The organism is Stenotrophomonas sp. 82F1 (genome assembly GCF_056861525.1).
Genome location: NZ_JBSPUD010000004.1, coordinates 77,084 through 103,339, shown reverse-complemented (window position 1 = coordinate 103,339; position 26,256 = coordinate 77,084). Strand labels below are relative to the sequence as shown.

General features: G+C 66.2%; 25 protein-coding genes. 15 read left to right on the top strand and 10 right to left on the bottom strand.

The window, feature by feature from the left end; all coding sequences use genetic code 11:
* Positions 1-108 precede the first annotated feature (108 nt).
* Positions 109-1,170 (bottom strand): alpha/beta hydrolase family protein, encoded by a 1,062-nt coding sequence (locus tag AC13GI_RS06680; RefSeq protein WP_482995973.1) that lies wholly within the window; start codon positions 1,168-1,170, stop codon positions 109-111.
* 34 nt (positions 1,171-1,204) lie between these two features.
* On the bottom strand, positions 1,205-2,032 hold the full coding sequence (locus AC13GI_RS06675; protein WP_482995861.1) for an AraC family transcriptional regulator: 828 nt from the start codon (positions 2,030-2,032) through the stop codon (positions 1,205-1,207).
* Between AC13GI_RS06675 and AC13GI_RS06670 the strand changes: the two genes are divergently transcribed.
* The 3 genes from AC13GI_RS06670 to AC13GI_RS06660 all read left to right on the top strand — a co-directional run bounded on the left by AC13GI_RS06670 (position 2,001) and on the right by AC13GI_RS06660 (position 6,452).
* Positions 2,001-2,603: a hypothetical protein gene (locus AC13GI_RS06670; RefSeq protein WP_380654528.1), complete on the top strand. Its 603-nt coding sequence runs from the start codon at positions 2,001-2,003 to the stop codon at positions 2,601-2,603. The genes AC13GI_RS06675 and AC13GI_RS06670 overlap by 32 nt on opposite strands.
* Before the next feature lie 142 nt (positions 2,604-2,745).
* Positions 2,746-5,151, top strand: a complete 2,406-nt coding sequence (locus tag AC13GI_RS06665) for a TonB-dependent receptor plug domain-containing protein (protein WP_482995860.1) — start codon at positions 2,746-2,748, stop codon at positions 5,149-5,151.
* The gene (locus AC13GI_RS06660; protein ID WP_482995859.1) at positions 5,151-6,452 is read left to right on the top strand and encodes an aminotransferase class V-fold PLP-dependent enzyme; all 1,302 of its coding nucleotides are present in this window, start codon (positions 5,151-5,153) and stop codon (positions 6,450-6,452) included. Before AC13GI_RS06665 ends, AC13GI_RS06660 begins: the two co-directional genes overlap by 1 nt.
* A 152-nt stretch (positions 6,453-6,604) precedes the next feature.
* Here AC13GI_RS06660 and AC13GI_RS06655 read toward each other — a convergent pair whose 3' ends face one another.
* The 4 genes from AC13GI_RS06655 to AC13GI_RS06640 form a co-directional block, all read right to left on the bottom strand.
* Positions 6,605-8,134 (bottom strand): aminotransferase-like domain-containing protein, encoded by a 1,530-nt coding sequence (locus tag AC13GI_RS06655; RefSeq protein WP_482995858.1) that lies wholly within the window; start codon positions 8,132-8,134, stop codon positions 6,605-6,607.
* A 9-nt stretch (positions 8,135-8,143) separates the two neighbouring features.
* Positions 8,144-8,746, bottom strand: a complete 603-nt coding sequence (locus AC13GI_RS06650; protein WP_482995857.1) for a DUF6436 domain-containing protein — start codon at positions 8,744-8,746, stop codon at positions 8,144-8,146.
* The gene (locus AC13GI_RS06645) at positions 8,746-9,006 is read right to left on the bottom strand and encodes a hypothetical protein (protein ID WP_099819766.1); all 261 of its coding nucleotides are present in this window, start codon (positions 9,004-9,006) and stop codon (positions 8,746-8,748) included. Before AC13GI_RS06645 ends, AC13GI_RS06650 begins: the two co-directional genes overlap by 1 nt.
* 72 nt (positions 9,007-9,078) lie before the next feature.
* Complete coding sequence (locus AC13GI_RS06640; protein WP_482995856.1) at positions 9,079-10,494, bottom strand: aminotransferase-like domain-containing protein; 1,416 nt, start codon at positions 10,492-10,494, stop codon at positions 9,079-9,081.
* Positions 10,495-10,677: 183 nt separating this feature from the next.
* Here AC13GI_RS06640 and cyoA point away from each other — a divergent pair, with 183 nt between their 5' ends.
* The 5 genes from cyoA to AC13GI_RS06615 all read left to right on the top strand — a co-directional run bounded on the left by cyoA (position 10,678) and on the right by AC13GI_RS06615 (position 15,332).
* Positions 10,678-11,583 (top strand): ubiquinol oxidase subunit II, encoded by a 906-nt coding sequence (cyoA, locus tag AC13GI_RS06635; RefSeq protein ID WP_165378346.1) that lies wholly within the window; start codon positions 10,678-10,680, stop codon positions 11,581-11,583.
* Positions 11,584-11,588: 5 nt separating this feature from the next.
* The gene (gene cyoB / locus AC13GI_RS06630) at positions 11,589-13,565 is read left to right on the top strand and encodes a cytochrome o ubiquinol oxidase subunit I (protein ID WP_100553897.1); all 1,977 of its coding nucleotides are present in this window, start codon (positions 11,589-11,591) and stop codon (positions 13,563-13,565) included.
* Positions 13,562-14,197: a cytochrome o ubiquinol oxidase subunit III gene (gene cyoC / locus AC13GI_RS06625; protein ID WP_482995855.1), complete on the top strand. Its 636-nt coding sequence runs from the start codon at positions 13,562-13,564 to the stop codon at positions 14,195-14,197. The genes cyoB and cyoC overlap by 4 nt, the downstream gene beginning before the upstream one ends.
* Position 14,198: 1 nt before the next feature.
* Positions 14,199-14,531 carry a cytochrome o ubiquinol oxidase subunit IV gene (gene cyoD, locus AC13GI_RS06620; RefSeq protein WP_025877422.1) on the top strand — a complete coding sequence of 111 codons (333 nt, stop codon included), beginning with the start codon at positions 14,199-14,201 and terminating at the stop codon, positions 14,529-14,531.
* 114 nt (positions 14,532-14,645) lie between these two features.
* Complete coding sequence (locus tag AC13GI_RS06615) at positions 14,646-15,332, top strand: SCO family protein (protein ID WP_482995854.1); 687 nt, start codon at positions 14,646-14,648, stop codon at positions 15,330-15,332.
* 97 nt (positions 15,333-15,429) lie between these two features.
* Here the strand turns inward: AC13GI_RS06615 and AC13GI_RS06610 are convergent, their stop codons facing one another.
* The 3 genes from AC13GI_RS06610 to AC13GI_RS06600 all read right to left on the bottom strand — a co-directional run bounded on the left by AC13GI_RS06610 (position 15,430) and on the right by AC13GI_RS06600 (position 18,434).
* Complete coding sequence (locus AC13GI_RS06610; protein WP_482995853.1) at positions 15,430-15,873, bottom strand: hypothetical protein; 444 nt, start codon at positions 15,871-15,873, stop codon at positions 15,430-15,432.
* 213 nt (positions 15,874-16,086) lie between these two features.
* Complete coding sequence (locus AC13GI_RS06605) at positions 16,087-16,668, bottom strand: S8 family serine peptidase (protein ID WP_099819761.1); 582 nt, start codon at positions 16,666-16,668, stop codon at positions 16,087-16,089.
* On the bottom strand, positions 16,668-18,434 hold the full coding sequence (locus AC13GI_RS06600) for a S8 family serine peptidase (protein WP_482995852.1): 1,767 nt from the start codon (positions 18,432-18,434) through the stop codon (positions 16,668-16,670). The genes AC13GI_RS06605 and AC13GI_RS06600 overlap by 1 nt, the downstream gene beginning before the upstream one ends.
* A gap of 259 nt (positions 18,435-18,693) precedes the next feature.
* Between AC13GI_RS06600 and AC13GI_RS06595 the strand changes: the two genes are divergently transcribed.
* From AC13GI_RS06595 to AC13GI_RS06580, 4 genes are all read left to right on the top strand, one after another.
* Complete coding sequence (locus AC13GI_RS06595) at positions 18,694-19,119, top strand: hypothetical protein (RefSeq protein ID WP_380654548.1); 426 nt, start codon at positions 18,694-18,696, stop codon at positions 19,117-19,119.
* Complete coding sequence (locus AC13GI_RS06590) at positions 19,116-19,439, top strand: hypothetical protein (RefSeq protein ID WP_380654551.1); 324 nt, start codon at positions 19,116-19,118, stop codon at positions 19,437-19,439. Before AC13GI_RS06595 ends, AC13GI_RS06590 begins: the two co-directional genes overlap by 4 nt.
* A gap of 94 nt (positions 19,440-19,533) precedes the next feature.
* Complete coding sequence (locus tag AC13GI_RS06585) at positions 19,534-19,974, top strand: DUF2231 domain-containing protein (protein ID WP_089237509.1); 441 nt, start codon at positions 19,534-19,536, stop codon at positions 19,972-19,974.
* A complete protein-coding gene (locus tag AC13GI_RS06580; RefSeq protein WP_099819758.1) occupies positions 19,967-21,277 on the top strand; it encodes a PQQ-dependent sugar dehydrogenase in 1,311 nt (436 codons plus the stop codon). Before AC13GI_RS06585 ends, AC13GI_RS06580 begins: the two co-directional genes overlap by 8 nt.
* 113 nt (positions 21,278-21,390) lie before the next feature.
* Here the strand turns inward: AC13GI_RS06580 and AC13GI_RS06575 are convergent, their stop codons facing one another.
* Positions 21,391-22,053, bottom strand: a complete 663-nt coding sequence (locus tag AC13GI_RS06575) for an exopolysaccharide biosynthesis protein (protein WP_482995851.1) — start codon at positions 22,051-22,053, stop codon at positions 21,391-21,393.
* Between the two features lie 172 nt (positions 22,054-22,225).
* Between AC13GI_RS06575 and yidA the strand changes: the two genes are divergently transcribed.
* The 3 genes from yidA to AC13GI_RS06560 all read left to right on the top strand — a co-directional run bounded on the left by yidA (position 22,226) and on the right by AC13GI_RS06560 (position 26,239).
* Positions 22,226-23,059, top strand: coding sequence for a sugar-phosphatase (gene yidA / locus AC13GI_RS06570; protein ID WP_482995850.1), 834 nt, complete (start codon positions 22,226-22,228; stop codon positions 23,057-23,059).
* A gap of 363 nt (positions 23,060-23,422) precedes the next feature.
* Positions 23,423-25,738 carry a TonB-dependent receptor gene (locus tag AC13GI_RS06565; protein WP_482995849.1) on the top strand — a complete coding sequence of 772 codons (2,316 nt, stop codon included), beginning with the start codon at positions 23,423-23,425 and terminating at the stop codon, positions 25,736-25,738.
* A 192-nt stretch (positions 25,739-25,930) separates the two neighbouring features.
* Complete coding sequence (locus tag AC13GI_RS06560; protein WP_243380029.1) at positions 25,931-26,239, top strand: hypothetical protein; 309 nt, start codon at positions 25,931-25,933, stop codon at positions 26,237-26,239.
* The last annotated feature ends 17 nt before the right edge of the window (positions 26,240-26,256 follow it).

Here is a 26,256-nt window from a genome sequence, read left to right as displayed (position 1 = left end):
CGTGTAACGCTGGGTGCAGTGTAGTCCCGCGCACCTTCGCGCCGCGTCATCACCTGCGCAACGAATCGTTGCTGCCAACCGCCGACGTCAAACCGTGCTCGACAGCGTCTACCGCAGTGCCTCACCGAAAAAGCGCACCGCATCTTCCACCACCACGGCGTGCGTCTGCTCCTTCGGTACCGCAGTCATGCACATCGCCTGCAGCCGCTCCTTAGCCAGCGGCGTGCAGGCAGACAGGAAATCATAGTGGCCAACACCGGGCAGCGTGTGCCGCGTTGCCTTCGGAATCAGCGCCGCCGCCACATCACCGTTGGTCACTGGTGGCGCCACCCCATCAGCAGCGCCCAGTACGATCGCCACCGGCTGCTGCAATGCCTTCAGCTGCTCCGGTGCGAATGCCTGCACGATGGCCGGCGCCAGTACGAAGACTGCGCGGACACCGGGAATCGAACGATCATCCTGCGCGCGCTGCACGTAGGGCTGCAGTTGCGGCGATGCCGCTGCAGCAAGACGCGCCTCCATCGTATGTGCGGCCGCTTCCTGCTGCGGTCTGCACACGCCGTCGTCCGCGTGCGTCTGGCAGAACGCCAGCAGCCTCGTCATGTCCGGCCGTGCGCCGGCGCTGAGCAGTGCGGTGAAGCCACCGGCGGAATAGCCGACCACGCCCAGCCGCGACGCATCAATGTGTGGCCCCAACTGCGGGTCGGCCTGCACTGCAGCCAGCGCGGCCTTCAGGTCGTCGGCGCGCAGCCAGGTCAGCACGCTGCCGGCCAGCGTCATCTCGTCGGCGCCATTATTGCCGGGGTGGTCCACGGCGATCACCAGGTAGCCCGAACGCGCAAGCGCAGTGCCCAGCCACCCCATCATGCGCGCGGTGCCGCCATTACCATGCGACAGCAACAGCGTCGGCAGGCGCCCACTGGCGATGGGGGCGTCCTTTGCCGCGCGCCCCACCTCGAACAGCGGCGCATCCGCTGGCCCGATGGTCAGCGGCGTTTCCTGGCTGCCAGGGCTTGCCGGGTACCACACGGTGAAGCGCAGCACATCGCGGTGCGCGCCATCGCGTATCGCCGCGCTTTCCAGCGTTGTCACGCCGTGGCGTTCACCGGCGGTGATGGGCGCGGCCGCCATCGCCATCGGCGCCAGCCAAGCCAGCAGCAGGGCCAGCATCCATCGCGTCGCATGCATCATCAGTCTCTCCGGGTCAGGCAGGGTGTTGCTCGACCGGCAGCCAGATCTCCACGCCACCGTGGCCGCTGTGCTCGTCGAAGCGGGTGTCGTAGCGCTCAAGGTCCGGCGCGTCGGCAAGGCTGAGGTGGTTGGCGGGCAGGTACTGGTCCAGCAGCCAGAACCAGGTCGAGCGGATGGTGGAGATATGGCCGCCATGCCAGGCCGCCAGGTAACGGCGCGCAGGCACGTCCACCCGCTGCCAGTGTGCCGGGACCGACGGCAGGGCATTCACCGGCAGTGCGGCGATGTAATCGAAACCACCCTCGTCGTCGCTGTTGCAGCACACACCGAAACTGACCGGTGCCGGCGTTGGCCATTCGCGATTGAGCTGTGCCCACTGCCCCGGAATCGCACCACCGCTGTCGCGGGTGTGGCGCATGCCGATGCCGGCCACCTGAAACGGTGTGCAGTCGATCAGCCTGGGCGCCTCGCTGCAGGCCTGTGGTGCATCGTCGAGGCGGATCGCGTGCACCAGCGACAGCTCCGCCAGACCGCGCTCGCGCACGCGCTCCGGGGTCTGCCCGAACTGCTCGCAGAAGGCACGGGTGAACGCGGCATGCGTGCTGTAGCCTGCTGCCAACGCCACCTGCAGGATGTCGCCTGCGCCGTTGGCCAGCTGCTGCGCAGCGGCCGTCAGGCGCCGTCCGCGCAGGTAGCGCACCACCGACGTACCGGTGCGGGCCTGGAACAGGCGCGACAGATGGAACGGCGACAGTCTGGCGGCAGCCGCGATGTCGGCCAGCGCCAGCGGCTTGTCCGCATGGCTTTCGATGTACCACAACGCTTTGCCTGCCGCGCTCATCGCGCTGTTCCTTGTTCGAATGCCGGGCAGCGTAACGGATCGACAGGGTGGGGCGCTTAGCAGTTCTTGCGGTGGCGGGGCTTTGCGTTTGCCGTTGTACCGGCAACAATGCGGCCTTCATGGACACGATGAAGGCCAGGGACATGCCAGAAGTCACCGCTATCAGCCAGACCGCGCAGATCGACGCATGGTGATGATCATTGCGATTGCCCTGCTGCCGGCGCTGCTGCCACTGGCGCTGCTGGTGATCATGTGGCGGCGGGCGCCGCGCTGGCGCGGGGACCCCTGGCTGTACCGTGTGATGTTCTCATTGCTGGCAGCACTGCTGGCGCCCACGCTGTTGATGGCAGGCCATGGCGGCCTGCCGTGCCCCACCATCGGTGGCCTTGTGCTGGTACTCATGGACCTCGAGTGGATCGGCCAACTGCAGATGAACCTGATTGCCTTTGGAACCGAAGACACTGCCATCCTCTCCGCGCCTTTCCTGTTCGTTTTCGCGCTCGCACTGTTCATCCCGCTGCGCACGGTGCGGCCAGCCACCTTCGGCTTCGACGACGACGCTGCCGGGTAGCGCACGCCCGGTACGGGCGGCACCCGCACCGTAACCGCTGCAACTGTCGTCTCCACGTCATCGCTGCTTCACATCCCGCCCCGAGACTGCGCGCCTTGTCCAGGTCCCACCTGGCCCTGCCGTGCCTTCCCGGAGTCCTGCCGTGCATCGTTCGAAGCTGTCGCGTTCCATCCTCCTCGCCCTTGGTCTGGTCAGCGCAGGAGGCGCGATCGCAGCAGATGCCGGAACGGCAGACACCAGCAGCAGTAGCAGCCACACCGCACCCACCCAGCTTGACGCGATGCTGGTCACCGGTACCCGTGCCTCCAACCGTACCCAGTTTGAAACCCTGGCGCCGGTGGACGTGTTCACCAAGCAGGACATCCAGTCGGTCGACTCCACCGACCTGAAGGACGTGCTGGCGCAGCTGGTGCCGTCGTTCGTGGTGCAGCGCCTGCCGATGGCCGATGGTCAGGTGTTCGTGCGCCCGGCCACGCTGCGTGGCCTGTCGCCGGATCAGACGCTGGTGCTGGTCAATGGCCGCCGCTTCCATCGCAGTGCCCTGCTTGGCAACCGCGGTGCGCAGGCCGCCGACCTGGCGCAGATTCCGACCAGTGCCATCAAGCGCATCGAAGTGCTGCGTGATGGTGCGTCGGCGCAGTACGGCTCGGATGCCATTGCCGGCGTCATCAACATCATCCTGGAAGACAGCCCCGGCACCGAGATCACCGCCGGTTATTCGCAGTACGCGCAGGGCGATGGCGGCTCGCGCGACTTCAGTGCGCGCACCGGCTGGGCGCTGGGAGACTACGGCAGCCTGGCCCTGTTCGCCGAATCGTCGAATTCCGATGCCACCTCGCGCACCCGCCAGCGTCCGGATGCCATTGCCTTCCAGGCCGCGCACCCCGAACTGCAGGTGCCCAACCCGGTGCAGCGCTGGGGCCAGCCGGAGCTGGAAAGCCGCCGCGTGGGCTTCAACCTGAAGGCCAATGCCAGCGACACCCTGGAGCTGTATGCCTTCGGCCTGTACAGCCACAGCGATGGCGTCAGCGATTTCAACTGGCGCAACCCGGATACCACCACTGGCGCGTACCGTACGACCAGCATCTTCCCCGGCTGGAACCTGCGCTCGATCTACCCGGTGGGCTTCAGCCCGCAGTACGGCAACACGCAGAACGACCTGCAGCTGGTCGCCGGCCTGCGCGGTGAGATCACCCCCAGGCTGCGCTGGGACCTGAGCGCCTCGTATGGCCGCAATGCCATCGACTACAGCCTGGACAACTCGATCAATGCCTCGCTGGGCCCGGACAGCCCGACCTCCTTCGACCTCGGCCGGCTGACCCAGACCGAGAAGAACGCCAATGCGGACTTCAACTACGAATGGGACGTGGCCGCGCTGTCGAAGCCGATCAACGTCGCCTTCGGTGCCGAGTTCCGCCAGGAGACCTACCAGGTGCGCGCCGGCGACCCCGCCTCGTATGCAGTGGGCCGTGGTGCGGCAGCGGGCCTGGAGGCCAACTCCAACGGCGCGCCGGGCTTCTCGGCCAGCCAGGCCGGGCAGTGGAGCCAGCGCAGCAAGGCCGCCTACGTGGACATGGAAGTACCGTTGGGCGAGCGTTGGAGCATCGGCGCGGCGGGTCGCTATGAAGACTTCTCCAGCTTCGGCAGCACGGTGGATGGCAAGCTGTCGGCACGTTTTGCGATCACCCCGGACGTGGCGCTGCGCGGAACGCTCTCCACCGGCTTCCGCGCGCCCACGCCGGCCCAGCTCAACACCACCAGCACCACCCAGGGCCTGGACACGCGTACGCTGCAGATCTTCACCAGCGGCCGCCTGTCGCCCAGTGATCCGTTGGCGCAGCTGCTGGGTGCCAAGCCGCTGACTCCTGAGGAATCGCGCACCGCCTCGCTTGGCCTGACCTGGCGCACCGACATGGGGCTGTCGGGGTCGGTCGACGTCTACCGGATCACGCTCAGCGACCGCTTCAGCCAGTCGGCCAGCTTCGCCATTCCGGCCGGCACGCCCAACCCGCTGGGCTATACCTCGGTGAACTACTTCACCAACGATTTCGACACCACCACCACCGGCGTGGACGTGGTCGGCAACTACCTGCGCGATCTCGGCGCCGGGCGCATGACGCTGACCCTGGCCTACAACTACAACCAGACCCGCGTCGACAACGGCAGCACCTCGGTGGCGACCAACGAGACCCAGCGCGTGCTGTTCGAAGACCGCCTGCCCCAGCACAAGGGCAGCTTCACCGGCAGCTGGGACGTCGGCGCGTGGTCGTTGATGGCACGCGTTCGCTACTACGGCAAGTGGACCGACTCCACCGGCAATGCAACGGGCGATATCTACCAGCAGTTCGGTGCGATGACCTTCCTCGACCTGGCCGTGGGTTATCGCATCAACGAACACCATAGCCTGCGCGTGGGTGCCGACAACGTGTTCGACCGCTACCCGGATGAAGCCACGTTCCAGGCCAGCCGCGGCCTGATCTATTCGCGCAACGCCCCGTATGACACCGACGGCGCCAATGTGTACGCGCAGTACCGGCTGACCTTCTGATGGACAGCCGCCGTCGTTCCCTGCTGCGCGCGGGTGCGCTGCTGCCGGCCAGTGCGACGCTGGCCGCGCTGGCTGCCCCGGCAGCCGCGCGCTACGCTGTGCCGATGGACATTCCCGCACCTTCCACGACGCCGGACGTGCTGGCCCGTGACGAGTCGTACTGGTCCGCCGTCGCCAGCCATTTCGACATCACCGATGAAGTGAACCACCTGGAGAATGGCTACTGGGGCGCGATGGGCAGGGAGACCCTGGCCAGCTACCAGCGGCACACCGCCGAAGTGAATCGCGGCAATGCCTGGTACGGGCGCCATGCGTTTCCCGCGCAGTACATGGCGGTGCATCGGCAGGTGGCCGACATGCTGGGCGTGGGCGCCGATGAGATCGCGCTGACCCGCGGCGCCACCGAGGCGATGCTGGCGCTGATCGGTGGCTACAACCGCCTGCAGCCTGGCGACCAGGTGCTGTACGCCGACATCGACTACGACAGCATGATCAACGCCATGCGTTGGCTGCAGCAGCGCCGTGGCGTGCAGGTCGAGCGCATTGCGTTGCCTGCAGTGCCAACCCATCAGCAGATCCTGCAGGCCTACGATGACGCATTCGCGCGCCTGCCGCGCCTGAAACTGGTGTTGCTGACCCAGGTCAGTCACCGCCATGGGCTGGTGCTGCCGGTGGCGGAGATCGCCGAGCGTGCGCGTGCGCGTGGCATCGATGTGATCGTCGATGCCGCACATGGCTTCGGCCAGATCGACTACGCGGTGCCGCAGCTGAAGGCCGATTTCGTTGGCATCAACCTGCACAAGTGGATCGGCGCACCGGTGGGCGTGGGCGCGATGTACGTACGCAAGGGGCGCGTGGCCGACCTGGATCCGTACATGGGCGAGACCGACGATGGCCGCGTGGGCAGCCGCGTGCACACCGGCACGGTCAACTTTGCCGCGTACCTGGCGCTGCCCGAGGCCATCGCGTTGCACCAGCGCATCGGCGCAGCCAACAAGCAGGCTCGGCTGCGTTACCTGCGCGAGCGGTGGACGGTGCCGGCGCGGCAGATGGCGCATATCGAGGTGCTGTCCTCGCCGGATCCGGCGTTGGCCAGTGCATTGGCCAGCTTCCGCCTGCGTGGCCATGCCTCGGTGGAAGACAACCAGGCGCTGCAGAAACGGCTGCTGGATGAGCATCGGATATTCACTACCCATCGCGATGGCCTGGATTCCGGCGCCTGTGTGCGGGTGACGCCATCGGTGTTCACCCGCCCCGCGCAGATGGATGCGCTGGTGCAGGCGCTGGCCGCACTGGCCTGAACGCCCGCCGCGTTGGTAGATGCCGACCTTGGTCGGCACCGTATCCACGCATGGCGTGGATCTACTGGAATCGGGTGGTAACGATTGGAAATGCACCCATGGACGGCGTGAACGGGCCCAGTAGATCCACGCCATGCGTGGATGCTCTCCGCCTACCGATCGATCGCCGGCAACGCATCGGACAACAACAGCCGATCGATCCGCCGCAGCGCGTTTTCCAGTTGCCGCCGATCCGCAGCCAATCCCAACGACAGCCGCACCCCGCTCGCGAACGCTGCGCCCGGCGGACAGAACGCCGATGAAGGCGCGATCGCCAGGCCCTGCAGCTGCGCCGTACGCACCAGCGTGGCATCGGTCCAGGGTGCGGGCACCCGGCACCACGCATGCAGCCCATCGGCGCGCTCCAGCAATGAAGGCGCCAGCAGATACCGCGCCATCCGCGTGCGCTCGCGTGCTTCCTCGCGCACCTGCACCAGCAGCGCCTGCGCCGAACCATCCAGCAGCAGCTGGCTGGCCAGCGCGGATACCAGCGGATGGCCCATCAACCGCGTGGCACGCAGTGCGGCAGCCATCGCTTCGGCGTGGGCGGCGCTTGGGCATTGCACGAACGCGGTACGCAGGCCGGGGCTGATCACCTTCGACAGCGTGGCTACATGAAACACGTGTCGAGGTGCCAGCGTCGCCAGCGCAATCGGCGCGGTGACGGCCAGATGCCAGTACGGATCGTCTTCGATCGCCAGCAGGCCTTCGCGCTCCAGCACCCGCGCCAGCGCCTCGCGCCGCGAGGTCGGCACGGTCAGCGCCGTCGGGTTCTGGCAGGTGGGGTTGAGGTAGACCAGGCGCGCGCCACATTCCCGCGCCCGGCGGGCCAGCGCCTCCGGGCACATGCCCTGCTCGTCGCCCTCCACCGTGACCAGCCGCCGTCCCAATGCGGCGGCCGCCTGCAGCAGGCCCGGATACACCAAGCGGTCGCAGAGGATCGCATCGCCCTCGCGTCCCTGGCTGACCAGGATCGCCGCCAGGGCCACCTGCGCGCCTTCGGTCAGCAACAGGCGTGCATCGTCCACCGTGCCCAGCATCGGCTGCAGCCAGCGCGCCGCCGCGTGGCGGTCGGTCGGATTACCACCACCCAGGTGATAGGTCATCAGGTTCGGCGCATTGCTGCGCGCGAGCACCGCTGCTGCGCCTCGACGCAGCATGTCCGCCAGTGCATCGGCGTCGGGTACCGGCGGCACGTTCATGCTGAGATCGACGGCCTGATCAAAACCGGCCTTGGGCGGTGCGATGAAGCTGCCCTGTGGCCCACGTGCTTCGATCAGTCCACGCTTGCGTGCTTCATCGAACGCACGGGTTACCGTGGTCAGGTCCACGCCCAGCTGCTGCGCCAGTGCGCGCTGCGAGGGCAGTCGCTGCCCGGGCGCCAGGCCGCCGCGATTGATGGTGCGTTCCAGCGTGTTGACGATGCGCAGGTAGATCGGACCGCTGTGCACGTGCACGTCCTGCACCCAGCCCAGCCCTGCGCCGCCAGGCCCTGCGACATCGGGTCGCGGCATGTACGGAGGATGTCGGGGCGTATCGTTGCTTCCAACGGCGGGAGCCTGTCCATAACCATCGGTCGGTTCGGACAGGCGACCGCCGTTGTTGTTTGTTGCGGCTGCGCCGGCCAGCATCGGTGATGTCATCGCGCGTCCTCAGCGCTTGGCCTGCCAGGGGCAGTAGCAGCCCACGGCAAGCAGTCCTTTCGGGCGCACGGTTTCCCCGCGCACCAGTTTGTCCAGCAACGGTTCGACAAAGCTGTTGGCCGAATTGCAGACCATGCCGATGCTGTACGGGCCGGCATAGGCCAGGTGGCCCTGGCGGTCCCAGATCGCCACCGCCGGGCTGGCCGGAATGTTCTCGATGCCGTCGATGGTCGGCAGGTTGATCACCTTGTTGCGCAGCGGCTCGGGCAGTTCGCCTGCGGTGCCGGGGCGACGGATCGCATAGAAGTCGATGCCGGCGCGGCGGTACATGCTGATCAGGTAGCTGAGGTGCGCGCCGGTTTCGCGGTTGCACACGCCGCAGGCCGGGTCCCAGAAATGCACCACGCGGATGCGGCCGGTGTCGCCGGCCAGTTCCGCCGGCAACCGCAGCTGCGAGTCATCGAAGACGATGGCCTGTTCGGCGAACGTGGACTGCTCGCCATAGCCGAAGTACTGCCACAGGGCCGCTGCCACGCCGGCCATGAACAGGCAGGCGAGGGCGATCATCACCGGCAGCATCGAGCGGCGTGGACGCGGCGCGGCTGCGCCCATCAGGAGCCGTCCTCGCCGAACTTGTGCACGTACTGCTTGCGCATCTCGCGGCACGAATCGGCCTGGGCGCGGCGCTGGATCTCGCTGCGCGCCGCGTCCTCGCTGCGTTGCAGGCACTGTTCGATGGCGTGGCGCTCGGCGGCCTGCACATCCACGGTCTGCGGTTGCAGGCAGACCCAAGCCAGCGCAGCCAGCATCAACACGACGAAGCCGCCGCAGCCGGCCATCACCAGGTGGAACTTCAGTTTGTCGGCGGCCATCGGCGGCACGTCCCTCGGTCCATACATTGCATACAAGATATCATCTTGTATGGTTATGGCTCACGGGGTGGCTCAGACGATCGCCGAATGGCGCGCGTCGGGTGCCTCGGACAGAATCTCGTTCAGCTTGGCCAGCGCGCCGGCCAAGGCCTCCTGGTCCACGGCCCCGCCCAGCGACAGGCGGATGGCGTTGCCCGGTGGCGGTTCCTCCACGCTGAAGGCGTCGGAGCTGGCGATGCCCAGGCCCTGTTCCTGCGCGGCCTGGATCAAGCGGTACTGGTCCAGCCGCGGCGGCAAGGGCAGCCACACATGCAGGCCGGCCGGATGGGCCTGGCGGCGGGCGGGCAGGTAGCGGGCGGCGATGGCCTGGCGCTCGCGCAGTTCCTGCTGGAAGCGCTGCACCATCGCCTGCGCCTGGCCGGTGCGGATCCAGTGCGAGGCCACGGCCACCATCGACTGGGTGGGCATCAGCGCGATCGCGCGCAGGGCGTCCAGCACCGGCTCCATCGGCTGCCCGGCCGGCACCACCAGGTAGGCCGTGCGCAGGCCGGGGGCCAGGCACTTGGACAGGGTGGAGATGTAGTAGACCGGGCAGCCCCCGTCGGCCAGCGCGGCCAGTGGCGGGGCGGCATCCCCGGCCAGCAGCCAGTAGGGATCGTCCTCGACCACGGTCAGTTCGTGCCGCCGCGCCACAGCCAGCAGGGCCTGCCGGCGCTGCGCCGACATCGTCGCCGTGGTCGGGTTCTGGATGGTCGGCACCAGATACAGCAGGCGTGGCCGACGCAGCTGGCAGGCCTCTTCCAGGGCATCGGGCAGCATGCCCTCGGCGTCCATCGCCACCGGCACCACGCCCCGCTGCAGCACCCGCGCGGCGGCCAGCAGGCCCGGGTAGGTCAGCTGTTCGGCGGCGATCAGTTCGCCCGGCTGGGTGCGAGCCAGGATCAGCGCGCACAGCGCGGTCTGCGCGCCGGGGCAGATCACCACCCGCTCGGCGGCGACCGGGCCGAGGATCGGCGCCAGCCATTGCACGGCGGCCGCGCGGTCGTCGCGGCTGCCGGCGCCAACGTGGTAGCTCATCAGCTCGCCTTGGCCCAGCTGCTGGCCCAGCTGCTGGAACCCGGCTTCCATGCCCTGTGCGAACGGCGCGCTGCCCAGCAGCGGCGGGATGTTCATGCTCAGGTCGACCGAGGTGCTGCGGTTGCCGGCGGACATCGCAATGAAGGTGCCGCCCGCGCCCTGCGCGTCCAGCAGGCCGGCCTGGCGCAGTTCGGCGAAGGCGCGGGTGACCGTGGTCAGGTCCACCCCCACCTGCTGGGCCAGGTCGCGCTGCGGTGGCAGGCGATCGCCCGGGCGCAGCACGCCATCGTCCACCGCCTCGCGCACCTGCTGGGCGATCTGCAGGTACAGCGGTCCTGCGCCCTCACGGAACGGGCGGACCCAGGTCCGGTTGGGGTGTTTCAGGCGGCGGCCGGCAGCAGGAGGCGTCATCGGTCGGATTTTTCCATACGTGCAGATGCACAAGTCCATACAATGCTGTATCTTGTATGGACTTGATTGGAGTGGCTCGCCTGTTTGTAGGCGACCTCGTACCCACAGTGTAGCCGCTCCACGCCCGGGCGCTGCGCGCAGGCGAGCCGGTCAAGCGCGCATCTTCAACAGGGTTGACCTCCAATGAATATCTGCTGGAACCGCATCCGCCTGGCGCTGGTCGCCCTGGCCTGCATCGCCCTGACGGGCTGCGACTGGGTGCTGCTGGATTCGAAGGGCATGGTCGGGATCGCACAGCGCGACCTGATCCTGATCTGCATCGGCCTGATGCTGATCGTCGTCGTGCCGGCCATCGTGCTGACCTTCGTGTTCGCCTGGCGCTTCCGCGCCGGTAATACCAAGGCCAAGTACACGCCGGACTGGTCGCACTCCACCAAGGTGGAAGTGGTGGTCTGGGGCGTGCCGTTGATCATCATCGCGGTGCTGGCGGTGATCGTGTGGAAGTCCACCCACGAGCTCGACCCGTACAAACCGCTGGACGTGGCCGGCGAACCGCTGCACGTGGACGTGATCGCCACCGACTGGAAGTGGGTGTTCGTCTATCCGGACCTGGGCATCGCCACGGTCAACCAGCTCAACTTCCCGGCCAACCGTGCGCTGGCGTTCAACATCACCTCCAACTCGACGATGAATACCTTCTTCATCCCGCAGCTGGGTGGGCAGATCTACGCGATGGCCGGCATGCGCACGCAGCTGCACCTGATCGCCAACGAGCCCGGCCAGTTCCGTGGCATGTCCGGCAACTACAGCGGCCATGGCTTCTCGAACATGAAGTTCATCGCCACCGCCAGCAGCAACGAAGACTTCGATCGCTGGGTGGCCGAGGTGCGAAGCGCACCGGATGCGCTCAGCTTCGATCAGTTCAAGGCGCTGGCCGCCCCGTCGAAGAACGCGCCGGTGCAGCACTTCTCCAGCGTCGAACCGCTGCTGTTCAAGAAAGTCATCGACCAGTTCATCGGTGTCGGTGAGAACACCGCTGCTGCGGCCCCGGCCGGTACGGCCGCCGGTGCCCAGGTTTCCCAGGAGTAACGAACATGTTGGGTAAATTGACGTGGGAGGCCGTGCCGCTGCACGAGCCGATCGTGGTGGTCACGCTGGCGGCCATGGTGCTGGGTGGCCTCGCGCTGCTCGGCGCGGTGACGTACTTCAAGCTGTGGGGCGTGCTGTGGCGCGACTGGTTCACCACCGTGGACCACAAGAAGATCGGCATCATGTACGTGGTCGTCGCGCTGGTCATGCTGGTGCGCGGCTTCGCCGATGCGCTGATGATGCGTGCACAGCTGGCGGCCGCCGGGCCGGGCAGTGATGGCTTCCTGCCACCGGAGCACTACGACCAGATCTTCACCGCGCACGGCGTGATCATGATCTTCTTCGTGGCCACCCCGTTCGTGGTCGGCCTGATGAACATCATCGTGCCGCTGCAGATCGGCGCACGCGACATGGCGTTCCCGTTCCTCAACGCCTTCAGCTTCTGGATCTTCGTGGTCGGCGCTGCGCTGATGATGATCTCGCTGGGTGTCGGCGAATTCGCCATGACCGGCTGGGTCGCCTATCCGCCGCTGTCGGGCATCGAGTTCAGTCCAGGGGTCGGTGTCGATTACTACATCTGGGCGTTGCAGGCGTCCGGCATCGGTACGTTGCTGACCGGCGTCAACCTGTTCATCACCATCCTGCGCATGCGTGCGCCGGGCATGACGTTGATGAAGATGCCGGTGTTCACCTGGACCGTGCTGGTCACCAGCGTGATCATCATCGCCGCCTTCCCGATCCTGACCGTGGCCCTGGGTGCACTCACCCTGGACCGCTACCTGGACTTCAACTTCTACACCAACACATTGGGTGGCAACCCGATGATGTACGTGAACCTGGTGTGGGCCTGGGGCCACCCGGAGGTGTACATCCTGGTGCTGCCGGCGTTCGGCATCTTCTCTGAAGTGACCGCCACGTTCTCGCGCAAGAAGCTGTTCGGCTACAAGTCGATGGTCGGCGCCACCCTGGCGATCGGCATCCTGTCCTTCATCGTGTGGCTGCACCACTTCTTCACCATGGGCTCGGGTGCCAGCGTCAATGCCTTCTTCGGCATCATGACGATGATCATCGCCATCCCCACCGGCGTGAAGATCTTCACCTGGCTGTTCACCATGTACGGAGGCCGCGTGGAGTTCAGCGTGCCGATGCTGTGGACCATCGCCTTCCTGGTCACCTTCACCATCGGTGGCATGACCGGCGTGCTGCTGGCCATCCCGGGCGCGGACTTCCTGCTGCACAACAGCCTGTTCCTGGTCGCCCACTTCCACAACACCATCATCGGCGGCGCGCTGTTCGGCTACCTGGCCGGCTTCGTCTACTGGTTCCCGAAGGTGTTCGGCTTCACCCTCAACGAGCGCCTGGGCAAGTGGTCCTTCGCCTGCTGGGTGATCGGCTTCTACCTGGCCTTCATGCCGCTGTACATGCTCGGCTTCATGGGCATGACCCGGCGCATGAACCAGTACGACAACCCGGCGTGGACGCCGTACCTGATCGCTGCGTTCATCGGTGCGCTGTTCGTGTTCGCGGGCATCATCCTGATGCTGGTGCAGATCTACGTCAGCGTGCGCGACCGCAAGCGCAACCTCGACCTCACCGGCGACCCGTGGAATGCACGTACGCTGGAATGGGCCACGCCATCGCCGCCGCCGTTCTACAACTTCGCCGTGGTGCCCAAGGCCGATGAGCTGGATGCCTTCCACGAAGCGAAGAAGCGCGGCCTGCCGCCGCCACCGAAGAAGTACGCGCCGATCCACATGCCGAAGAACACCGGCGTGCCGTTGATCCTCAACGTCTGGATCCTGGTGCTGTGCTTCGCCCTGGTCTGGCACATCTGGTGGATGGCCGGTGCCAGTTTCATCGCGATGATCGTCACCCTGATCGCGCGCTCCTACAACGAGGACGTGGATTACTACGTCAGCTCCGAGGAGGTGGCGCGTACCGAAGCGGCCAACCATGCCAAGCTGCAGGAGGTGCGTGCATGAACCTGTTGACCCGTCCGCAGCTGGACAGCGATGCGCTGGTCCACGACGACCACCATGAGCACGACCACGCCCACGAACAGGGCGGCATGAAAGTGTTCGGCATGTGGGTGTACCTCATGTCCGACCTGGTGCTGTTCGGCTCGCTGTTCGCCTCGTACGCGGTGCTCAGCACCGCCTACGCCGGCGGCCCCACCGGCAAGGAGCTGTTCTCGCTGCCGTTCGTGATGGCCGAGACCTTCATCCTGCTGGTCTCCAGCATCACCTACGGCCAGGCCGTGCTGGCCATGCACCGCCTGAACAAGGCGGCGGTGCTGCGCTGGCTGGGCGTGACCTTCGTGCTCGGTGCCTCGTTCATCGGCATGGAGCTGTACGAGTTCTCGCACCTGATCCATGAAGGTGCCGGCCCCAGCACCAGTGCCTACCTGTCGGCGTTCTTCGCCCTGGTCGCCACCCACGGACTGCACGTGGCCAGCGGCCTGATCTGGATGGCGGTGGTGATGCACCAGGTGTATCGCCGCGGCCTGACCCCGACCAACATCACCCGCGTGTCCTGCCTGAGCCTGTTCTGGCACTTCCTGGACCTGGTGTGGATCTGCGTCTTCACCTTCGTCTACCTGATCGGAGCCTTCTGACATGGCCCACGTCGAAACCTCGCGCGCCGGCAATGCGCACGGTTCCACCAAGTCCTACCTGATCGGCTTCGTGCTGTGCGCTCTGCTGACGGTGGTGCCGTTCGCACTGGTGATGAACCCCGTGTTGTCGCGGCCGGTCACGCTGTTCCTGCTGGTCGGCTTTGCTGTCGCCCAGATCCTGGTGCAGCTGGTGTACTTCCTGCACATGGACCGCAAGTCCGAAGGCGGCTGGAACCTGGCCAGCTTCGTGTTCACCCTGGTGATCCTGTTCATCGTGGTCGCGTTGTCGATCTGGATCATCTGGAGCATGCACTACCACATGATGATCAACTGACCGTGGCCGGGGCGATCGGCAAGGAGTGCGCGATCGCCCTGGCACCTCAGCCCTCTCTCCCCCCAGGGCAGGCCTGACCGAGACCGCGCCCACCTCGTGTTGGTGGTACCCGTGATGCGTGTTGCTTCCGTTGTTCGTTCCCTGCGCCTGCCGCTGCTTGCCGCAGGCCTGGCACTCGGCCTGCTGGCCGGCTGCAGCGCGCAGTCGCGCATGGATTTCTATTCCAAGGACATCGCCTGCGAGGAGCTGGGCCAGCACTGGACCATGCCCGACAGCTCCGGCACCCTGCGTGGCCCGAAGGACCTGCAGGGGCAGGTGACCTACCTGTTCTTCGGCTTCACCAGCTGCCCCGACGTGTGCCCGACCACCATGGTCGAACTGAGCCAGGTCAAGCACCTGATGGGCAAGGATGCCGACCAGCTGCAGGTGGTGTTCGTCAGCGTGGACCCGGCGCGCGATACACCCGAAGTCGCACACACCTACGTGCACGCGTTCGATCCGAAGGCGATCGCGCTGGTGGGTGATGAAGCGCAGCTCTCGGCGATGGCCAGTGACTTCAAGGCGTTCTATGAGAAGGAGCCCGGCCAGCTGCCGGACACCTACACGATGAGCCACATCGCGGGTGGCTACGTGTTCGACCGCCAGGGTCGCCTGCGCCTGTTCGCCCCCTATGGCATGCCGGTGGAACAGCTGTTCTCGGACGTGCAGCGGCTGTTGCTGGAGCCGGAACATCCGGCCGCCGGCAGCGAAGCACTGGCCAGCTGTAGCCTCGCCCATAGCGACTCACTCGCCGCGCGCTGACGCTGGTGGGTGCCAACCGTGGTTGGCGCGTCCGGATCTGCTCCTAGTAGGTGCCAACCTTGGTTGGCACAGCTGTAGAGCCGAGCCCATGCTCGGCTCAGCGCGACCCGTCCCGACAGGGTCGCGGCTGACTCACGGCGCCAAGAGCCGACGTATCGATAGTGGAGACGGTCGGAGTCATCCAAGAACTCGACATGAAGGATGCTTGGTCAGGAATTCCGTCAGCGAACAGTACGCAATCGACAATAACGGTCCCGGCGTTGGCTCGATAGGCATCCACGGGTGGTCGCGAATCCCCCGGAATGGCAGCTATTCCAGTCATCGGAACTGTGAGGACCACTCCTTCGTCAAAATAGTCGTTGATTGCTTCGAAGATCTCGTCGATGACGTCTACTGGAACAAGAAATCGCTCTGACAGCACTTCGCGGTTCCTTGCGGAAATCGCTGCAACGAACTTCTGCAGTGCGGCGTACTGATCTCCAGTGATAGCAACATCCAACGTGCAGCCCCCGCCGAGTACCCGGCTCGATTGAGAGGACATCAGGATACGGCTGGACGCATTTCGTGCCACGTGGCGTTTGCGACATTCACTAGGGACAGCAGCCGAGCATAGGCTCGGCTCTACACGTCCACGGCACGCTCGCGGTGAGGGTCCCCGGTAGGTGTCGACCTTGGTCGACACGATCACCCATGCACCAATCCCCCGGCCGGCCAGGAGAGCCAACCGACCGGGGGCACCACGCAACGCCCTAGATCACTTCTTCTCTTCCCACTGCACCACGTCCGGCTCGGCCGCCTTGACGCCCGCGGTCGACAGCAGCCGGGTGCTCGCATCCAGCGCCGCGTTCACCGACGGGTACTCCACGATGGCCAGGCCTGCGGCCTTGGACACCTTCACCACGGTGCCACCAGTGGCCTTCGCCGCGCGCTGTGCAGACGCCGCATCGGTGAAGAACACCTTCACCCGTGAGGTCGCCACCACAGGCGCACCATCATTGGATACCGCCGCCGCGAACTTGCCGGCACCGGCATCAGCGCCGCCTGCTGCTGCACCATCCAGCGAACGCTTGCTGCGCGCGCTGGTCGTGGTCGCCGCCGCCTGCGGGGTGATCGTGAACTGACCGCCTGCGGCCTGCTTCACGGTGGTCGAAGGAGACAGCTGGAAACGCGCGCCGCCCACATCGAACGAACGGCCGGTGGCGGAGGCTTTCAGTTCCTGCGCATCCACGGTGGACAGGCTCCGGGCCGGTGGGGTCTGCCCCGAGCTCTGTGCCCAGGCAGGGGAGGTCATCGCCGCGAAGGCGAGCGTGCTCAACAGAATGGTCGTCTTCATCATCAGTGCCCCAGAACGCGGATCTTGAAGAATTCGAGGTTGCCGCGCGATGCAGCGTTCGCGGCCTGCCCCATGTCGGTTACTTCCAGCGTCCAGGTGCCGGTGGCGTTTTCATCCAGGAAGGCATTGCTGGACAGCAGATCCCAGTTGGTGAAGTTGCGCTGCACGCCACCGGTACCCGAGCCGATGGCGGTAAACGCCGGCTGCACCACGCTGCGCGTGCCACTGGGCGAAACCAGTACGAACTGCAGCTGGCGGGTGTTGCTGTGGTTGACCCGGAAGCCCAGCTGCACCGATTCGATGTTGCGTGCGCCATTGGCCACCTGGAAGGTCAACCGCGCAGCCGCGTTGGTCGTGTTGCCGATGGCAACGGTGCGCGTGGTGGTGCGCCAGCCGCTGTCCACCAGCGGCCCCAGCGACTGGAAGGTCTCGGCGACCTGCACCGCACGCGCCGCGTTGACCAGACCGAAGCCGTACCAGTTGCTGTACGCGCGGTTGGCAGCGTTCACCGTCCAGCCCGGCACCAGCGTGCGACCGTCGGCCAGCGTCACTGCCGGCTGGTTCGGGTGGTTGCGGGTAGCGGTGGTGGCCAGGATGTACTTCACATCGCGGTAGGACAGGTTCGGATTCGCTTCCAGCACCAGCGCTGCCACGCCCGATACCATCGGCGCCGACGCCGACGTACCGTTCATCTTCGCGGTGTAGTTGCAGGTGCTGTCGATCGCCGACAGGTTGCTGTCCAGTGTGTTCTGGCGGTTGGTGTTCTTGTTGCTGCCCTGGGTGCAGCCGGTCACGTCGGTGGTGACGATGGCCGGATCGTACGCACGTGCCACCAGGTTCGGCGCGTACTGCGCCTGCAGGCCGTACTCGCCGCCAAAGGCCGACACCCACAGTGCCGAACCGGTGGACGAGTACGACGAGCGCACGCCGTCGGCGCGTACTGCACCCACGGTGATCACGTTGAACAGGTTGTTGCGTGGATCGCGACCGGCCGGCACGCAGCCGGTGTTGCGGTTCTTGGTGTCGGTGGTGCAGACGTCCTGGGTCTGGCTGATCGAGGCGTTGTTGAAGTTGTTGCCGGCCGACTTCACGTAGATGCCGCCGCGGCCACCGCGGGTGCCCGACAATGCCTGCTCGTACGAACTCACCGTGTTCTGGCTGTAGGCCACGGGCAGGTTGGGGTTGCCCGGGCCCGCGCCCCAGCTGTTGTTGAACACCTGCACATCGGCCGACTCGGCGCCATCCCACCAAGCGTATTCGATGTTGCTCTGCTGGTTGCCCTGCGCATTGGACGCCAGCACGTTGAAGCCCTTCAGCGTCGCCGCCGGGGCTACGCCGCGCACGCCCAGGTTGTTGGCGCCCACGGCACCGGCGATGCCGCCCACCATCGTGCCGTGGTTGTCGGCATCGGGATTGGACGGGGTGGGATTGTTGGAGCCATTGGCGAAGTTCTTGCCGGCCACCGCCGCCACGTTCGCGGCCAGATCCGGGTGGGCGATCTGCAGGCCGTCATCGACAATGCCGATCACCACGCCCTGGCCGCGGATACCATTGCGGAACAGGCCATCGACATTGAGATCGTTGCCGGCCACCGGCAGCGTATCGGCCGGCACCGTCTGCCCGGTATTGAGCAGATGCCACTGGATACCCGCCAGCGGGTCGGCCTGTTGCGCCTGGGCGGTAAGGGCCAGGCTGCCCAGTACCAGGGCAGTGGCCAGGGCCAGGCGCGCAGAGCGCGGTGGCGCGGAGCGTTGCGTGTGTCGCTTCATACACGAATCCTTCTGTTGTGAATCGGCATGGCAGGACGGCGGGGCGGATCTGCCCCATCGCAACGAGCCAAACGCGACACAACGAACAACCCCCTACCTCTTCACGCAGCCAATGTGCTGATGTGCCAAATGCGTCACAAACACTTATGCCGGCTGGTAATGACGACTGCGCCGGTCAGGCCTGAGTTTCGGTAGATGCCAACCTTGGTTGGCACACCCCCGCCATGCCACCATGCCTGCAGCCCCCTGAGGACAGCGGATGACACGCCCCAATGCCCGCGCCCGTGCCGATCTGGCCCCGCTCACCGTGGCCACCATCCGCAAGGTGGTGCTGTCGATGTATCACCGCCGCCACGACTACTGGACCGACGCCGACATCGCCGAGCTGCTGCCGGAGCTCAGCGCATTCAACATCACCACGGTGAAGCAGCTGCGCCTGCTGATGAAGCGGCACCGCCGTGCGCTGCTGCGGGAGGAGAGGGCGAAGATGCCACGGGCACAGACGCTGGACCTGCTGGCCGAGGGCGGCTGGCGTGGCATCGATGTACACGCCAACACCAGCTGGTACGCGATTGGCGGCCTGGTCCGCATCAGCATGGAACACGAATTCGGCTTCGAGATCATGCTGCCGTTCCATGAGATACGCGACGCTGCCATGCAGCCAGATGCGGAGGCGCAGACGTGAAGACCCTGGCGTGGCTGTTGGCGCTGGCAGCCATGCTTTACGTGGGGGGATGCTCGGCCACTTCCGTCCTGACCGATCGCGGCATCGCTTCCCTGCAGCCCGGGGACCGTCGTGAGGCGGTCATCGATGCACTGGGCGCACCCGATGTCACCGAGCCGCGTGGACAACCGTTTTCCCGCTATGCCAGCACGCCATGCAGCGGCACCTGCGTGGAACGGCTGTGGTACGAAAATCCATTCCTGCCCCATATCGAGGCGTGGTCGGTGGAGCTGGATGGCACTGGCCACGTCATGCGGACTTCGCATTGGGCATCGCCATAGTGTCGAGGCCACCCGATACCCGGATCATCGCACCCCCTCCCGCCCCCCTGTGCTACTACAGCCCGTGCAGCCCTTCCCCGTACGGAGCACGATCATGGTCAACCCTGTCGCCCAGGCCCACCGCGGCCTCGGCACTACACTCTTCAGCCTGTTGAACCCGATACCGTTCGGCTTTTTCGTGGCCGGCCTCATCTTCGACATCCTCTACCTCAACACCGCCGAGGTGATGTGGGGCAAATCGGCCGCGTGGCTGATCACGTTCGGCCTGCTGATCGCCATCCTGCCGCGCCTGATCAACCTGTTCGCGGTCTGGCGCCGCAACGGCACCGCCACCGGCACTGACCGCCTCGATTTCCTGCTCAACCTGGTCGCCATCGTGCTGGCCATCTGGAACGCCTTCGTGCACAGCCGCGACGCCTATGCGGCGGCGGTACCGGGTACCCTCCTGTCCGCGCTGACGGTGGCACTGATCGCGCTCGGTTTCATCCTGCTTTCGCTGCAGCAGCCGGTGCTGCAAGGAGCCCGTCATGGCTAAGCGCATCCTGCCCGTCGTGGGCGTGCTCTCGCTGGCATTGGCGCTGGCCGCCTGTGCCGGCAAAGCCGAGTACCACCCGGCCGATCAATCCGGTGCGCAACCACCGCTGCCTGCGCCGCAGAACTACCTGATGCCACCGATGCAGGTGCCCAAGGGCGTGGGCTGGGCCGAGGGCCAGTCACCGTCGGTAGCCGATGGCCTGAAGATCGAGCGCATCGCCGCCAACCTGCAGCATCCGCGCCGGCTGCTGTCGCTGCCCAACGGCGATGTGCTGGTGGTGGAAGGCAATGGCCCCGGCGAAGAGCCGGTCACCACGCCCAAGCAATGGATCGCCGGCAAGGTGAAGGCGCGCTCGGGCAAGGCCGGCAAGGGCGGCAACCGGGTCACCCTGCTGCGGCGCACGCCGGGTACCAACGCCTGGACCCAGCACGTCTATATCGAAAACCTGCACTCGCCATTCGGTATCCAGCTGATCGGCGACACGCTGTACGTGGCCAACACCGGCAATATCATGAAGTACCACTACGTGCCCGGCGAAACCCGCATGTCCGACAAGGGCAGCGAGTTCACCGACCTGCCCAGCACCATCAACCACCACTGGACCAAGGAACTGCTGGCCAGCCGTGATGGCAGCAAGCTGTATGTGGGCGTGGGCTCCAACAGCAACATCACCGAGAACGGCCTGGCCGTCGAGTACCGCCGCGCGGTGGTGCTGGAAGTGGACGTGGCCACCCGCGGCAGCCGCATCTACGCCTCGGGCCTGCGCAACCCCACCGGCCTGGACTGGGAGCCGAGCACCGGCAAGCTGTGGGCGGTGGTGAACGAGCGCGATGAGATCGGTGCCGACCTGGTGCCGGACTACCTCACCTCGGTGCAGGAGCATGGGTTCTACGGCTGGCCCTACAGCTACTACGGCCAGCACGTGGACGAGCGCGTGCAGCCGCAGCGGCCGGACCTGGTGGCCAAGGCGATCCGCCCGGACTTCGCCATCGGCTCGCACGTGGCACCGCTGGGCCTGCTGTTCTACACCGGCCAGGCGTTGCCGGCGAAGTACCACGGCGGTGCCTTCATCGGCGAGCACGGCAGCTGGGACCGCTCGCCGTTGAGCGGCTACGAAGTGGTGTACGTGCCGTTCAAGGACGGCAAGCCGGCCGGCCGCCCGGAAGCGGTGGTGAGCGGGTTCGCGTCCAAGGATGAGAAGACGCTGATGGGCGCGCCGGTAGGCATGGCCATCGATGCCGAAGGCGCGTTGCTGGTCGCCGACGATGTGGGCGACGTGGTGTGGCGGGTATCGGCGAAGTAGCCGGCCACCCGCACTTCGCAGGCTTTCTGTAGAGCCGAGCCCATGCTCGGCTGACGTGCGCAGCGCGGGGTTTCCACGCCCAGATGGAAGAGCAGCCGAGCATGGGCTCGGCTCTACAGCGCCGATGACCCGCTGCGGAAGCCACTGAACACCGATTCGGCCGCAAACCCTACACCGCCCAGCAGTACGCCGAAGTACACCACCGACGCCACCACGAAGCCGTAGCCGGCCGCCACTGCGGCGCCATCGCGCTGGATGAAGCCGATCGCAAATGACATCAGCGCCAGCGCCGGCAGCGTGTTGCTGAAGGGAATCGGCCCGGCCGGCAGCATCAGCAGGATCGTGGCGAACACCAGCGCCAGATTGTTCAACCGCATCATCTTCTTCGAGCGCACCATCGCTGCCAGCCGCATCGGCCGAGACAGACGCTCCATCCGGTGCACCCATTTCAGGGCACGGCCCAGGTTGGCTTTGAGCTTTTCGGTGGCGATCTGCTTGTCGGCCAACCGCTGCGGCACCCACAACGGGCGATCGCGCACGCGGCTCAGGCCGATCAGCAGGATGGACGCACCGAATACCGTGCTCAGCCCGGGAATCGACACCGGAATCAGGAAGATCGCCGACAGCAGGATCACCACGAGCATCAGGCCCTCGTCGCCCAGTGCATGCAGCAGGGTGCCAACGCGGATATGGTCGCCGGGCAGGCCGTCGATCAGGTCTTCAATCTGCTGGGCAAGCGGGGCGGTGTCGCTGGCGTCGGGCGCTTGGTAGGTCATGCGTCGAAAGAGTGTCCAGGGAAGGGCGGTCGATAGGGCCGTCCTGCGGTGGGGGACGCACAGGACCCATGAGTATCCCCGGCCTGCGCCGCGCGGAGGTGAACGATGCATGAGGTCGGCGTTGTGCGGCGGCCTGGCCTAAAATGGGCATCCCCCGCACTGGTTGAAGATGATGGACATGGGTCGCAGGCAATCGACCATCGAACTGGTCGCCATCGATATGGATGGCACCCTGCTGGACCCCGCTCACAAGCTCACTCCGCGCGTGAAACAGGCCATCGCCGAGGCGCGCGCGCTGGGCGTGCACATCGTGCTGACCAGTGGCCGCCCGGTTCCCGGCCTGGCGCCGTTCCTGCAGGAACTCGGCATCGAGGGCGACGACGATTACTGCATTGCCTGCAACGGTGGCCTAGTGCAGCGCATCGGCCCGCGCGAGACGGTGGTCGAGTATCCGCTCAGCTTCGACGATTTCGTGTACTGCGAACAGGTCGCCCGCGAGATCGGCGTGCATTTCCAGGCGCTGGACGCGCAGCGCATGTACACGCCCAACCAGGACATCAGCATCTACACCGTGGCCGACTCGCATCTCTCGCGCATGCCACTGTCGTACCGCCGCGTGACCGACATGGACCCGGGCATGTCCTTCATCAAGCTGATGATGATCGACGAGCCAGAGGTGCTGGACGCTGCCATCGCGCGCCTGCCGGCTGCGCTGACCGAGCGCTTCGCGGTGCTGAAGAGCGCGCCGTTCTTCCTGGAAGTGTTCGACCGCCGCGCCGGCAAGGGGCCGAGCCTGCAGAAGCTGGCCGAGCACCTGGGCATCGACCGCGCCAACGTGATGGCCATCGGCGACCAGGAAAACGACCTGACCATGCTGCAGTACGCCGGCACCAGCGTGGCGATGGGCAATGCCATCGATGCGGTGAAGGCGACCGCGCGTTTCGAGACCGCGACCAACGCCGATGAAGGCGTGGCCAGGGCGATCGAGCGCTTCGTCCTGCAGTAACCGCACGTCGATCTGCCCAGGTAGTTGCCAACCTTGGTTGGCACACGCAGACGGGAAGCGCCGACCAGGGTCGGCCTCTACCACGCCAGGGCTATACCCACGTATAGCCTGGCCATCCCTATCGCCATTGGCGCTGTACCACGGTGCAATGGCGTATGCGGCAGTGCGATGCAAGAATTCCGCACGTCGAAATCACCCCGCCGCATCACCCGGAAGATCACCGCTTCCATCCGCCTCTGACCGGCGCGCACCGCGCCGTCATTCCTTCATCGCAATCGCCGCCAGCCAGCGCGCCGTACACCGGCGCTGCATCGCGCTGGGCGTGCGCCTGCGCCACTTTTCCCCTGCACCCTGGATCTGGCCATGAACACTCCACCTACGCTTCTTGCCCTGGCGATCGGCACCGCTCTCGTTGCACCACTGCACGCTGCCGAGTCGACCGACGCCGCCCATGAGACCCCCACCACCCTGAACGCGCTGCAGGTCATCGCCACGCCGCGCGGTGCCGCTGGCACGCCCACCCAGGTGGTCGGCCCCAACCGCTACGTCATCAACGCCACCGACCTCGACGCGATGGTGTCGGGCAACAACGGCCTGTCGATGCTGAAGAACGTGCCGGGCGCCAGCTACACCGCCACCGACGGTCTCGGTCTGGATATCTCCGCCACCAGCCTGTTCGTGCGCGGTTTCCGCATGAATGAAATGGGCATCACCTTCGAAGGCGTGCCGCTGAACGACAACGGCTTCCTCTCGCTTACCGGCACCAGCGTGGTCAACGTCGGCGTGCCCGATGGCATCGGCTCGATCACGGTCAGCCCGGGCGGCGCGCCGGTAAGTGTGTTCTCCAGCAGCGTCAATGGCGGCAGCCTCGAGTACCGGCTGGCAGAACTGCAGGACACGCCCAGCCTGCGCATCAAGCAGGGCGTAGGCAGCAACAACACGCTGGTCACCACGGTCTCGGGCCAGAGCGGCCAGCTCGGCGAGCACGGCCCGAAGCTGCTGGTCGACCTGCAGCGCGTGTCGGCCGACAAGTACCAGGGCGCCGGCACGCAGAAGTTCCTGCGCGGCGACCTCAAGGCCCAGCAGGATGTGGCGTGGGGTGACTTCACCGTGTTCCTGTCCGACAGCAAGGCCGCGGTGTGGGGCTACAACAACATCTCCTTCGACATGATCCGCAAGCTCGGCTGGAAGGCCGACAGCTTCTATCCGGACTATGCGTGGGCGTACTACGTAGCCTCGCCGGAGAACGCCGACAAATCCTGCGGCGCCTACACCTGCGGTGAGCTGTCCGAACTGATTCCGTACGACACCGGCCAGGTGACCCGCGACCGCGTCGCCTCGATCAACCACCGTTTCCAGATCACGCCCGCGCTCAGCGGCAACGTGCAGCTGTACAACGCCAACAGCCACACCCAGGCCACCCTGACCGACCCGACCGTGCCGTCACCCAACGGCGCGCCCTTCTCCGAACAGGTGCAGACGCCCCGGCTCAACCGCTTGGGTGGCATGTTCAACCTGCAGTTCGAGACCGGTGCGCACACCATCACCACCGGCTTCTGGCAGGAGAAGAGCAAGGCGGCGGCGAAGACCGAGTGGTACCAGCAGCCGCTGCTGGGCGAGGGCAAGCCCCTGAAGGCCACCGGGCCGTTCGATGTGTACGGGCCGGCGTTCCAGACCGACAACGCATCAAGCTGGGTAACCCGTTCACGGCAGTTCTACCTGCATGACAACTACGCTGTCACCGACACGCTGGTGCTGGGGCTGGGCTTCAAAGCGGTGGACTTCAGCACCACCGGCGGTGGGATCGGCGACGCGCCGGAGCGGCCGGTGAACGGCACGCTGCGCGCCAAGAGCAACTTCCTGCCGCATGTATCGCTGTACTGGAGCCCGACAGAAAAGACCGATGCCTTCATCGACCTGGCCAACACCATGAACGGCTATCGCGTGGCCCAACGCGGCAACATCGGCTACACCGCATCGGCCTGGACCATCACCGACCAGGAAGAGTTCGACCGCGTGGCCGGCACCCTGCGGCCGGAGAAGAACTGGAACCTGACCGTTGGCGCCAGCCACCGTTTCGACCGGCTGACGGTGACGGCGGACGTGTTCTACAACGACATCCGCAACCGCCTGCTGTCGGCGGCGGTCGGCACCCAGTTCGCACAGATCAATACGGTGCGGCTGATGCCGAAGATGCACGTGATCGGCGCCGACCTCGGCATCACCGCCGACCTGACCGATCACCTGCAGTTCTACCAGGGCATCGCACTGGCGCGCTCGTACTACGACAGCGATTTCGTGGTGGGCGATACCGTGTACCCGATCAAGGGCAACGCACAGCCGGGCTATCCGCAGCTGTCGCTGGTCAGCGACCTGTCCGCGCACTTTGGCGGTTGGCGTTTCGGCGCCACCAGCACCTCGTACCTGCGCCAGCCCTTCACCTATGAAAACGACATCCGCGTGCCGACGTTCTGGCAGGTCAACGCGTACACGGCCTACAAGCTGGGGCCGGACAGCCTGCTGCCGGGGCTGGAGCTGCGGCTGGACGTCAGCAACCTGTTCAACCGCAACAACATCGGCACCGCCACCATCGCCGGTTCGTCGTTCTCGGGCGACTACCAGACCCTGCAGCGCAGCGCCCCGCGGCAGGTGATGCTGAGCACGTCGATGTCGTTCTGAGATACGGAACGGGGTCGGATCCCTTTGCCACGCAAAGGGCTCCGACCCCATCCACTGTTTGCACGATCTGCACTGATTTCGTGGCACCAGCGCAAGGTTCCCACAATGTTGCTGGGTCATCCTGTACGCATGGCACAGCAGAACCCCCGTTTTCCTCCGGTCCGCAGACGCGCCCATGGACGTCCGCGTCCGGTGCCGTTCGCCGCACCGACGGTCGACCTGGAGGCCGAGTACCAGTTCTGGCAGGTCTATGACCGCGTGGTCCGCCCCCTGCCCGGGGGCGGCTTCCGTTTGGCCTGGCTGGTGCTGCAGACCGTATACCGTGCGCGGGCGCGCCATCCCGACGACACCCACAAGCGCGCGCTGTCACGCGTGCTGTTCGGCGCGAACATGACCGCCGACCGCGCCGCCGAGCTGGAGGAGCTCTACGCGCTCGTCAGCCGCCGGCTGGCAGCGGTGGCGGTACGCGGCCAGGATCCCCTCCGCATGATGGGATCCTGATCCGCCCCGCATCACCC